Source organism: Pseudomonas sp. PA-4-8C, assembly GCF_021606625.1.
GTDB classification, from domain to species: Bacteria; Pseudomonadota; Gammaproteobacteria; order Pseudomonadales; family Pseudomonadaceae; genus Aquipseudomonas; species Aquipseudomonas lactis.
Genome location: NZ_WKCD01000186.1, coordinates 1 through 11,065, shown reverse-complemented (window position 1 = coordinate 11,065; position 11,065 = coordinate 1). Strand labels below are relative to the sequence as shown.

General features: G+C 61.1%; 10 protein-coding genes. 9 read left to right on the top strand and 1 reads right to left on the bottom strand.

The window, feature by feature from the left end; all coding sequences use genetic code 11:
• The first annotated feature begins 168 nt into the window (after positions 1-168).
• Positions 169-351: a hypothetical protein gene (locus GIW04_RS21770; RefSeq protein WP_122993380.1), complete on the top strand. Its 183-nt coding sequence runs from the start codon at positions 169-171 to the stop codon at positions 349-351.
• 363 nt (positions 352-714) lie between these two features.
• Here the strand turns inward: GIW04_RS21770 and GIW04_RS21765 are convergent, their stop codons facing one another.
• Positions 715-2,625 (bottom strand): sigma-54-dependent Fis family transcriptional regulator, encoded by a 1,911-nt coding sequence (locus GIW04_RS21765; RefSeq protein ID WP_120248777.1) that lies wholly within the window; start codon positions 2,623-2,625, stop codon positions 715-717.
• Between the two features lie 272 nt (positions 2,626-2,897).
• On the opposite strand from GIW04_RS21765, the gene exaC reads away from it, so the two are divergent.
• The 8 genes from exaC to GIW04_RS21725 form a co-directional block, all read left to right on the top strand.
• Positions 2,898-4,418 carry an acetaldehyde dehydrogenase ExaC gene (gene exaC / locus GIW04_RS21760; RefSeq protein WP_003194513.1) on the top strand — a complete coding sequence of 507 codons (1,521 nt, stop codon included), beginning with the start codon at positions 2,898-2,900 and terminating at the stop codon, positions 4,416-4,418.
• A 216-nt stretch (positions 4,419-4,634) separates the two neighbouring features.
• Complete coding sequence (gene eat / locus GIW04_RS21755; RefSeq protein WP_003194515.1) at positions 4,635-6,068, top strand: ethanolamine permease; 1,434 nt, start codon at positions 4,635-4,637, stop codon at positions 6,066-6,068.
• A gap of 63 nt (positions 6,069-6,131) precedes the next feature.
• Positions 6,132-7,526: an ethanolamine ammonia-lyase subunit EutB gene (locus GIW04_RS21750; protein ID WP_003194516.1), complete on the top strand. Its 1,395-nt coding sequence runs from the start codon at positions 6,132-6,134 to the stop codon at positions 7,524-7,526.
• Positions 7,523-8,359, top strand: coding sequence for an ethanolamine ammonia-lyase subunit EutC (gene eutC / locus GIW04_RS21745; protein WP_094774256.1), 837 nt, complete (start codon positions 7,523-7,525; stop codon positions 8,357-8,359). The genes GIW04_RS21750 and eutC overlap by 4 nt, the downstream gene beginning before the upstream one ends.
• Before the next feature lie 88 nt (positions 8,360-8,447).
• Positions 8,448-8,906 carry a GNAT family N-acetyltransferase gene (locus GIW04_RS21740; RefSeq protein WP_003194520.1) on the top strand — a complete coding sequence of 153 codons (459 nt, stop codon included), beginning with the start codon at positions 8,448-8,450 and terminating at the stop codon, positions 8,904-8,906.
• Between the two features lie 321 nt (positions 8,907-9,227).
• The gene (locus GIW04_RS21735) at positions 9,228-9,884 is read left to right on the top strand and encodes a DedA family protein (RefSeq protein WP_003194521.1); all 657 of its coding nucleotides are present in this window, start codon (positions 9,228-9,230) and stop codon (positions 9,882-9,884) included.
• A 6-nt stretch (positions 9,885-9,890) separates the two neighbouring features.
• Positions 9,891-10,706 (top strand): zinc-dependent peptidase, encoded by an 816-nt coding sequence (locus tag GIW04_RS21730; protein ID WP_003194523.1) that lies wholly within the window; start codon positions 9,891-9,893, stop codon positions 10,704-10,706.
• Between the two features lie 109 nt (positions 10,707-10,815).
• Positions 10,816-11,065 (top strand): inorganic diphosphatase (locus GIW04_RS21725; protein WP_236479189.1); only part of this gene is annotated, 250 nt, incomplete at its 3' end.

Here is an 11,065-nt window from a genome sequence, read left to right as displayed (position 1 = left end):
TCCAACAGCCGCTGGGTGACATCGGCCACACTGACCTTGGGCGATTCCGCCGGCTTCAAAGGGATGGTCCCACCGACAGGGGGTGTCTGAGGCCCCTTGGTCAGCGCGTCCTTGAGCTTACTGGCAGTCGACTGGCCTGAACTGCCCGCGGTCACACTGGTGCCAGGGATGACCTCGTTTGTCGTCGGTTTTTTCCCTCCCGCCGGGGTTTGGGGCCGGGTGGGCGTGGGACTGACCGGGGCAGGCGGTACCCTGGGCGACGGCGTAGGCGACACGGGAGGCGTGTGCCGGGACCCGCCCCCGAATATCCGGCCGAAGATTCCACGCTTGACGCGCACCTTTGGCGTTTGATCTGCCTGCGGCTCAGACAGCTGCGTGCCAGGCTCAGGCTCAGGCTCAAGGGGGGGCATCGGTTCGCCCCAGCCCGCCATTAAGGGTTGCGGTGCAGACGTGGGCGTAACATCAAGTTGAACAGGGAGTTGTGGCACAGGAGTCGTTATTGGACTTGTAATATTCATGTGTTGTCACCCTAGAAGTTTCAAACAACGGTGTTTAAGGGCAAGTGATGCTCTGCCCTTATTCCATCAGTGCTTAAAACAACGCGCCACGTTCCGGGACGACGTGAGTGCGTAGAGCGATAAAAAACCTTAAATCACGTGGGACGAAAAACAAGTAGTTCGCAATAACTGAGTTATTCCGACAACTGTCGCGCCCCTAATGCATAACCTCCCGTGAAATCCCATGTTTGCGTAACTTGCGGTACAGCGTATTGCGACTGACGCCCAACTGTTCAGCCACATGGCTCATATGCCAGCGCTGCTGCGCCAACGCGTTGAGTAATGCCTGGCGCTCGGCGCTCTCCAGCGGCGAGGCGCACGGCGCATCCCCCCTCTCCCCCTGGGGCCGCACCTGTCGAATCAACGCCGGCAAGTCCTCAAGCCCGACTCGCCCGCCCTCACAAAGCGCCACGACTGTGCGCAACACCGTACGCAACTGCCGCAGGTTTCCCGGCCAATGGAATGCCAACAAGGCTTGGCGCGCAGGCTCGTCGAGCATCACCTGCTCGGTGCCCGCCTCTTGGGCCAGGAGGAAGTCCAACAGTTGCGACTTGTCAGTGCGTTCGCGCAACGGCGGCAGCGCCACTTCCAAGCCGTTCAAACGGTAATACAGGTCTTCGCGAAAGCTGCCATCGGCCACACGCTCCAGCAAATTGCGATGCGTGGCGCTGATGATGCGCACGTTCACAGCTTGGGGTTCACCACCGATAGGCACCACCAGGCGGTCTTCCAGCACCCTTAATAGGCGGGTTTGCAGCGCCAGGGGCATGTCGCCGATTTCGTCGAGAAACAGCGTGCCGCCGTCGGCCTGTTGCAGCTTGCCGCGCATGCCTTCTTTAAGGGCCCCGGTAAAACTGCCGGCACGATAACCAAACAATTCGCTTTCAATCAGGTTTTCTGGAATAGCCGCACAGTTCAGCGCGACAAAGGCCTTATCGCCCCGCTGGCTAGTCTGGTGCACGGCCTTGGCGAAGGCTTCTTTACCACAGCCGGTTTCGCCGTTGATCAGCAAGGGCACGTCGCGCTCGAACACTCGCGAGGCCTTGCGCAGCTCATTTTGCAACGTCGGGTCGCCCAGGCAGATACCCAAAGGCCGTGGCGCCTGCGGCTTGACGAACGGGGCGGGCGCACTGCGCGGCTGGCCTCGCAGCGCTGCAAATAGAGGGCGACCATCGCGGGTACGCAGCGGCCAACTGGCCGTGGCATTGGCGCTGGCCCGCCCCAGCAACTGGTCCAGGGAACAGTCGAAAAACGCTTCCACCGGCTGGCCCACCAAACCGCCGCGCAACTGCCCCAACAGGTTCAAGGCGCTCTGGTTGACCGCACAAATGCGCCCTTCGCCATCAAACGCCAATAGCCCTTCGCTGAACAACCCGACCGACTCGGCCTGCAGGTGAAAACGCAACAGCCAGTGGTGTTCGAAGTGGCGCAGGAAGTAGCAACTTTCGATCATCTTGGCCGACAGGTTCACCAGCGCCATGGTGTGGAACTGGCTCTGGCGCGACACGGCTTCGCGGGCCGAAGACACATCCAGCACCGCCAGCAATTCACCATGAGGGTCGAACACTGGGCTGGCCGAACAGGTCAGCCCGGTATGGCGGCCGCGAAAGTGTTCGTCACGGTGGATCGTCAACGACTGCCGTTCTACCAGGCAGGTGCCGATGCCGTTGGTGCCTTCGCAGGCTTCGCTCCAGTCAGCGCCCAGCCATAAGCCAGCGCGCTCGAAGATCTTGCGCTCCGACGGCGCGGTGACACAGTTGAGGATCACCCCGCGTGCATCGGTGAGCAGCACCGCATGACCGGCGCCGGAGAGCTGTTGATGCAGGCTGTTCATCTCGCTGCCAGCGATGTGCAGCACTTGGCGCAGGCGTTCGCGACTTTCCAGCAGGCGCCCGTGTTCGAGCACAGTGGGCGCGATGGTCAGCGCCGGGTCGAGGTGGTAGTCCTCTACACAGCGCAGCCAGGAGCGGGCGATGGACGGGTCGCTGCCCGGCCCCTGGGAAAGCTCTTGGCCCCGGGTGACGGTCAAGACTTGCTGGGCATGGCGACTGAAATGATCGTTATGCATGTTCTTATTATTCTCCCTGCGTGAGAACGCCCAGCATCCCCCAGCCATCCGGCCATTGCAATCCCGGCCCGACCCGCCGGTCACAGGCTGTACCGTTTGTGGCACAAACTGTCACCCTGGCTGTACCACCGCTGTCACGGGAACGCCTTGCAACAAAGCCAAACCCCCTGATTTTGCTGGCCCGCACAGCAGTGGCCCAACCTTTGCTCTACGCTTTATAACGCGCTTGCCGCGCTGTACTCCAATAAACATAAAAGCAGGAGATGCCCACCATGCGTTATGCACATCCCGGTACTGAAGGCGCCATCGTTTCGTTCAAGGCCAAGTACGGCAACTACATCGGCGGCGAATTCGTGGCGCCAGTCGATGGCAACTATTTCTCCAACACCTCGCCGGTCAACGGCAAGCCGATTGCCGACTTCCCGCGCTCCACCGCCAAAGACATCGACAAGGCGTTGGACGCCGCTCACGCCGCCGCCGATGCCTGGGGCAAAACCTCGGCCCAGGACCGTTCGCTGGTGCTGCTGAAAATCGCCGATCGCATCGAGCAAAACCTCGAACTGCTGGCCATTACCGAAACCTGGGACAACGGCAAGGCCGTGCGCGAAACCCTCAACGCCGACATCCCCCTGGCTGCCGACCACTTCCGCTACTTCGCTGGCTGCATCCGCGCGCAGGAAGGCAGTAGCGCGGAAATCAACGAACTCACCGCCGCCTACCACTTCCACGAACCGCTGGGCGTGGTCGGCCAGATCATCCCGTGGAACTTCCCGCTGCTGATGGCCGCGTGGAAACTCGCGCCAGCCCTGGCCGCCGGTAACTGCGTGGTGCTCAAGCCCGCCGAGCAAACGCCGCTGGGCATCAGCGTGCTGATGGAGCTGATCGGCGATCTGCTGCCACCGGGCGTGCTGAACGTGGTGCACGGTTTTGGCAAGGAAGCCGGCGAAGCCCTCGCCACCAGCAAGCGCATCGCCAAGATCGCCTTTACCGGCTCAACGCCTGTGGGCTCGCACATCATGCATGCGGCGGCCGAGAACATCATTCCGTCCACGGTAGAGTTGGGCGGCAAGTCGCCGAACATCTTCTTCGCCGACATCATGAAAGCGGAACCTGCATTCATCGAAAAAGCCGCCGAAGGCCTGGTGCTGGCGTTTTTCAACCAGGGCGAAGTGTGCACCTGCCCTTCCCGTGCACTGGTGGAAGAGTCGATCTACGAAGACTTCATGAAAGTGGTGATGAAAAAGGTCGAGTCGATCAAGCGAGGCGACCCGCTGGACACCGACACCATGGTCGGCGCCCAGGCATCCGAACAGCAGTTCGACAAGATCCTGTCCTACCTGGAAATCGCTAAGGGTGAAGGCGCGCAACTGCTCACCGGCGGCAAGGTCGAGAAGCTCACGGGCGACCTGGCCACCGGTTATTACATCCAGCCGACCCTGCTCAAGGGCACCAACGATATGCGTGTGTTCCAGGAAGAAATCTTCGGCCCGGTGGTGAGCATCACCACCTTCAAGGACGAAGCCGAAGCCCTGGCGATTGCCAACGACACCGAGTTCGGCCTGGGCGCAGGCCTGTGGACCCGCGACATCAACCGCGCCTACCGCATGGGCCGGGCCATCAAGGCTGGCCGCGTGTGGACCAACTGCTACCACCTGTACCCGGCGCATGCTGCGTTTGGCGGTTACAAGAAGTCTGGCGTGGGCCGTGAGACCCACAAGATGATGTTGGATCACTACCAGCAGACCAAGAACTTGCTGGTGAGCTACGACATTAATCCGCTGGGCTTTTTCTAACTCAGCCTTATAGCAAGCAACCAGTTCCCAACTTGAAACGCAATCAAGTGTGGGAGCTGGCTTGCCTGCGAAGGCGGTGTCTCAGCCAAATAAGGGCTAGCTGACAGGCCGCTATCGCAGGCAAGCCTGCTCCCACATTTGATATCACACGCAATTGCTACCTCGTTCGGCACACAGACGCCGAGTCAAAAACAATAAGAATGGAAGGTACTTCCCATGCCTAGCGAACCCACTGGTTCTTCTGTCGACTTCGAAAAAGTCGGCACCGATTATTTTCAACAACGCGAACTTAAAAAAGGCGCCGCCGGCTGGGTATTACTGGTTGGCCTGGGCGTCGCCTATGTTATTTCCGGAGACTACGCCGGCTGGAACTTCGGCCTGGCCCAGGGCGGTTGGGGCGGTATGTTCCTCGCTACTTTGCTGATGGCCACCATGTACCTGTGCATGTGCTTTTCCCTGGCCGAATTGTCTTCCATGATCCCTACTGCTGGCGGTGGCTACGGTTTTGCCCGCAGCGCTTTCGGCCCCTGGGGCGGGTTCCTGACCGGCACTGCCATCCTTATCGAATACGCCATCGCGCCCGCCGCCATCGCGGTGTTTATCGGCGCCTATTGCGAGTCGCTATTCGGCATTGGCGGCTGGATGATCTACCTGGCGTTCTACATCATCTTTATCGGCATCCACATTTTTGGTGTGGGTGAAGCCTTGAAGCTGATGTTTGTGATCACCGCCGTCGCCGCGATCGCCCTAGGCGTGTTCCTGGTGTCGATGGTGCCGCACTTCAACGTCGCCAATCTGCTCGACATACCCGTGACCGAGGCCAAGGGCGCCAGCAGCTTCCTGCCGTTCGGCTACGTCGGCGTGTGGGCCGCGATCCCTTATGCCATCTGGTTTTTCCTGGCGGTGGAAGGTGTGCCGCTGGCCGCTGAAGAAACCAAGAACCCCAAGCGCGACCTGCCGCGTGGGCTGATTGGCGCGATTGTGGTGCTGACCAGTTTTGCCCTGTTGATTCTGGTGATCGCGCCGGGCGGTGCGGGCACTTATGCGCTGATCAAATCCGGCAACCCACTGGTTGAAGCCTTGGCGTTGTCCTACGGCGGTTCCACCTGGATGGGCAGCTTCGTCAACCTGGTCGGCCTGGCCGGTTTGATCGCGAGCTTTTTCTCGATTATCTATGCCTATTCGCGGCAGATCTTTGCCTTGTCCCGTGCCGGTTACCTGCCACGCAAATTGTCCGAGACCAACAAGAGCAAGGCGCCGGTATTGGCGCTGGTGATCCCCGGGATTATCGGCTTTGGCCTGTCGCTGACCGGTCAGGGTGACTTGTTGATTCTGGTGGCGGTGTTTGGCGCCACGATTTCCTACGTGTTGATGATGGCCGCCCACATCACCCTGCGCATCCGTCGCCCTAAAATGGAGCGGCCATACCGCACGCCGGGTGGCATCTTCACCTCGGGTGTGGCGCTGGTGCTGGCCTGCGTGGCCGTGGTGGCGGGCTTTCTGGTGGACCCGCGCGTGGTGATTGGCGCGGCGATCATCTATGGAGTATTAATTGCTTACTTTGCTTTCTACAGCCGGCATCACTTGGTAGCAGGCACCCCGGAAGAGGAATTCGCGGCGATCCAGGCCGCAGAGGCCGCCTTGCACTAACTGCCGAAAACCTCGACGCGGCGCCTTGCACACAGCAGGCCCGCGTCATCAAGGAGACACTGTATGGCAAGCTTTTCCCACGCGGTGGGTGCTCAAACCTACCGCTTCGACAGCCTCAAGGACGTGATGGCCAAGGCCAGCCCGGCACGCTCCGGGGACTTCCTCGCCGGTGTCGCCGCGCAGAATGACGGCGAACGTGTGGCGGCGCAGATGGCGCTGGCAAATATCCCGCTCAAGCACTTCCTGCAGGAAGCATTGATTCCTTATGAAAGCGATGAAGTCACCCGGCTGATCATCGACACCCACGATAAACAGGCGTTTGCAGCGGTCAGCCACCTCACTGTCGGCGGCCTGCGCGACTGGCTGCTCAGCGATGCGGCCGATGAACAGGCCCTACGCGCCTTGGCGCCAGGGCTGACACCGGAAATGGCCGCGGCCGTGTCCAAGATCATGCGCGTGCAAGACCTGGTGCTGGTGGCGCAGAAGATCCGCGTGGTCACCCAGTTTCGCGGCACCCTGGGCCTGCGCGGGCGCTTGTCCACGCGCTTGCAGCCCAACCACCCCACCGATGAACCCGCTGGCATCGCCGCGAGCATTCTCGACGGCCTGCTGTACGGCAACGGCGACGCCATGATCGGCATCAACCCGGCCACCGACAGCATCGCCTCAATCTGCGCCATGCTGGAGATGCTCGACGCGATTATCCAGCGCTATGAGATTCCCACCCAGGCCTGCGTGCTGACCCACGTCACCACCTCCATCGAAGCGATCAACCGCGGCGTCCCCCTGGACCTGGTGTTTCAGTCGATTGCCGGTACCGAAGCGGCCAATGCCAGTTTCGGGATCAACCTCAACGTGCTGCAGGAAGGTTATGACGCGGGCTTGAGCCTCAAGCGCGGCACCCTGGGCCAGAACCTGATGTACTTCGAAACCGGCCAGGGCAGCGCCTTGTCGGCCAATGCGCACTTTGGCGTCGACCAGCAAACCTGTGAAACCCGTGCCTACGCCGTGGCGCGGCACTTCAAGCCGTTTCTGGTGAACACCGTGGTCGGCTTTATCGGCCCGGAGTACCTGTACAACGGCAAGCAGATTATCCGCGCGGGCCTTGAAGACCACTTCTGCGGCAAGCTGCTCGGCGTGCCCATGGGGTGCGACATCTGCTACACCAACCACGCCGAAGCCGACCAAGACGACATGGACACCCTGCTGACCCTGCTCGGCGTGGCCGGCATCAACTTCATCATGGGCATCCCCGGCTCCGACGACATCATGCTCAACTACCAGACCACCTCGTTCCACGACGCCCTGTACGCCCGGCAAACACTGGGTTTAAAACCGGCGCCGGAGTTCGAGCAGTGGCTGGCGAAAATGGGCATCTTCACGCAGGCTGATGGCAAGGTGCATTTTGGCAACAGCCTGCCACCGGCCTTCCGCCACGCCTTGGCGCAATTGGGATGAAGGAGCCGACTGTGCAACCAGAATTGCCTGACAACCCGTGGCTGGAACTGCGCCGCCTCACCCCAGCGCGTATTGCCCTGGGCCGCACCGGCACCAGCCTTCCCACCAGCGCCCAACTGGACTTCCAGTTTGCCCACGCCCAGGCGCGGGACGCGGTGCACCTGCCGTTCGATCACGCCGGGCTCAGCCACCAACTGGCCGAACGTGGCCGAGACAGCCTGTTATTGCACAGCGCCGCCACGGACCGGCACATGTACTTGCAACGCCCGGACCTGGGGCGACGCCTGAGTGATGAGTCAGCGCGAACCCTTCGCGACTACGCTTCGGCCCAGCCTGGTGGTGTGGACTTGGCCATCGTGGTAGCCGATGGCCTGTCGGCACTGGCGGTGCATAAACACACAGCGCCGTTTCTGGCGCGCCTGGAAGAACAGACCCACGCCGAAGGCTGGTCCTTGTCACCGGTGATCCTGGTGGAGCAAGGCCGCGTGGCGGTGGCCGATGAAATCGGGCAGCTACTGGGCGCCAAGATGGTGGTGATCCTGATCGGCGAACGGCCGGGGCTCAGCTCGCCGGACAGCCTGGGTCTGTATTTCACCTACAACCCCAAGGTCGGCCTCACCGATGCCTATCGCAACTGCATCTCCAACGTGCGGCTGGAAGGCTTGAGTTATGGCATGGCGGCCCATCGCCTGCTGTACTTGATGCGAGAGGCGTGTCGCCGGCAGTTGTCGGGGGTCAATCTCAAGGATGAGGCACAGGTTCAGACCCTCGAATCGGACGACCCGGACCTGATGAAGGGCAATTTCCTGCTCAGCCCGGCAGATGACCGATAGCGGTACGATTGCGCTTTTTGGCGTCATTAGGCAGCATCGAGTCACGGCCGCTCGTGTGGTCATACCCATTTGGAAGTTGAGGCCTGGCATGCGGATTACTCAAGCGACCCTGGAACACCTGGACCTGTTGACCCCGTTGTTCGTCAAATACCGCGAGTTCTACGGGGCCTTGCCGTTCCCGGACTCGTCACGGGCCTTTTTGGAAAAGCGCCTGCGGCGCAAGGAATCGGTGATCTACCTGGCCCTGGCCGACGATGACGACAAGCGACTGCTGGGGTTTTGCCAGCTGTACCCGAGCTTTTCTTCGCTGTCGCTCAAGCGGGTGTGGATCCTCAACGACATCTATGTGGCCGAGGACGCACGCCGGCAACTGGTGGCGGACAACCTGATGCGCACGGCCAAAAAAATGGCCAAGGACACCCACGCGGTGCGGTTGCGGGTATCGACCAGCAGCGATAACGAGGTGGCGCAGAAGACCTACGAGTCGATTGGGTTTCGCGAAGACACCGAATTCAAAAACTACGTGTTGCCGATCAACGAAGACTGAAAACCAGTCAGCCAAACACCGCAATACTCTTGTGGGAGCTGGCTTGCCTGCGATGACGGAGTGTCAGCGAGCATTTCTCATACTGACCCACCGCTATCGCAGGCAAGCCAGCTCCCACATTGGGTCCGGCGACTGGCTTGAAGCCCAACCCCTTCACAATTTCGCGACACTCCCCGCTACAAAAGCCACACGCTTTTCACCTCTCAATCCGTATAATGCCGACCTTTCAGGGTTGTAAGAACCGCGACAATTACTTGTAGCCTTATTGCCTGAGCCTCCGCACAAGCCCGCTGAGCCGGGCTATTCACACAGGTGCCATCCATGGATTTCAACCCGCTCGACCTTATCCTGCATCTCGACGTCTACCTCGACATGCTGGTAACCAATTACGGTCCGTGGATCTACGCCATTCTGTTCCTGGTGATTTTTTGCGAAACCGGCCTGGTGGTCATGCCCTTCCTGCCGGGCGACTCCTTGCTGTTTATCGCCGGTGCCGTCGCGGCCGGTGGCGGTATGGACCCAGTCCTGCTGGCCGGCCTGCTGATGCTGGCGGCCATCCTCGGCGACAGCACCAACTATGTGATCGGACGAACGGCGGGCGAGCGCTTGTTCAGCAACCCGAACTCGAAAATCTTCCGCCGCGACTACCTGCAAAAAACCCACGATTTCTACGACAAGCACGGCGGCAAGACCGTGACCCTGGCGCGCTTCCTGCCGATCCTGCGCACCTTCGCGCCGTTCGTCGCGGGCGTGGCCAAGATGCCGTACCCGCGCTTCTTTGGCTTCAGCGTACTGGGCACCATCCTGTGGGTCGGCGGCCTGGTGACCTTGGGTTACTTCTTCGGCAACGTGCCTTTTATCAAGAAGAACCTGTCGCTGCTGGTGGTGTTCATCATCCTGCTGTCCCTGGTGCCGATGATTATTGGCGTAGTGCGCAGCCGCTTTGGCCGCACGTCCTCCGAAGCCAACCCGCACTGATTGCCCGTGTGGTCCTTCAGCGCCTGGCGTCGCCGGCGCCTGCTGGCCAAGCACCCGATTGCCGATGACACCTGGCAACGGGTGCGCCACCACCTGACCTTCCTCGACGGCATCACGCCGGAGCAAGACCAGTGGTTGCGCGAAGCCTGCGTGGTGTTCCTCAGTGAAAAACACCTCACCGCCCTGCCCGGCGTCGAACTGCACCAGGAACAACGCCTGCTGCTCGCCGCCCAGGCGCAACTGCCGCTGATGAACCTGGGCGACCTCGACTGGTACCAGGGCTTTCATGAGATCGTGCTGTACCCCGACGACTTCCTCAGCCCACAACGCCATCGCGATGCCAGCGGCGTCGAACACGAGTGGGACGGCGAACACAGCGGCGAAGCCTGGCAACAGGGCCCGGTGATCCTCGCCTGGCCCGGCGTGCTCGCCAGCGGCCAATGGGAAGGCTACAACCTAGTCATCCACGAACTGGCGCACAAGCTGGACATGCTCAACGGCGACGCCAACGGCCTGCCGCCCCTGCACCACGACATGCGCGTGCAGGACTGGGCCAGCGTCATGCAAGGCGCCTTCGATGACCTCAACCGCCAGCTGGACGCCAACCCGGACGCCGAGACCGAGATAGACCCTTACGCCGCGGAAAACCCGGCGGAGTTCTTTGCCGTCACCAGCGAGTATTTCTTCAGCGCCCCGGATTTACTGGTCAACAGCTATCCAGAGGTGTACGCCCAACTCAGCCGCTTTTATCGCCAGGATCCGTTGGCCCGCCTGGCCCAACTGCAAGCCTGCGACCCTCGCTACTCGCCACAGAGCGAATGACCGTACGACGCTTGGCGCATGGCATCGGCGTCAGAATATGCCTATAATCGCCGCCACTTTTAGGCCAATCCGGCCATGTCATATGGCCAACTAACGGGGGCAACGCCCAATGAGCTACAGCAAGATTCCGGCTGGCAAAGACCTGCCGAACGACATCTACGTCGCCATCGAAATTCCGGCCAACCACGCGCCGATCAAATACGAAATCGACAAAGACAGCGACTGCCTGTTCGTTGACCGTTTCATGGCCACCCCGATGTTCTACCCGGCCAACTACGGTTTTATCCCCAACACCCTGGCTGACGACGGTGACCCCCTCGACGTGCTGGTGGTGACCCCTTACCCGGTCACCCCAGGCT

What these genes read in the sequence shown, in the direction of transcription:
- GIW04_RS21770 (WP_122993380.1), top strand. Translation starts at nt 169, where the DNA reads ATGACCTCGTTTGTCGTCGGTTTTTTCCCTCCCGCCGGGGTTTGGGGC.
- GIW04_RS21765 (WP_120248777.1), bottom strand. Translation starts at nt 2,625, where the DNA reads ATGCATAACGATCATTTCAGTCGCCATGCCCAGCAAGTCTTGACCGTC.
- exaC (WP_003194513.1), top strand. Translation starts at nt 2,898, where the DNA reads ATGCGTTATGCACATCCCGGTACTGAAGGCGCCATCGTTTCGTTCAAG.
- eat (WP_003194515.1), top strand. Translation starts at nt 4,635, where the DNA reads ATGCCTAGCGAACCCACTGGTTCTTCTGTCGACTTCGAAAAAGTCGGC.
- GIW04_RS21750 (WP_003194516.1), top strand. Translation starts at nt 6,132, where the DNA reads ATGGCAAGCTTTTCCCACGCGGTGGGTGCTCAAACCTACCGCTTCGAC.
- eutC (WP_094774256.1), top strand. Translation starts at nt 7,523, where the DNA reads ATGAAGGAGCCGACTGTGCAACCAGAATTGCCTGACAACCCGTGGCTG.
- GIW04_RS21740 (WP_003194520.1), top strand. Translation starts at nt 8,448, where the DNA reads ATGCGGATTACTCAAGCGACCCTGGAACACCTGGACCTGTTGACCCCG.
- GIW04_RS21735 (WP_003194521.1), top strand. Translation starts at nt 9,228, where the DNA reads ATGGATTTCAACCCGCTCGACCTTATCCTGCATCTCGACGTCTACCTC.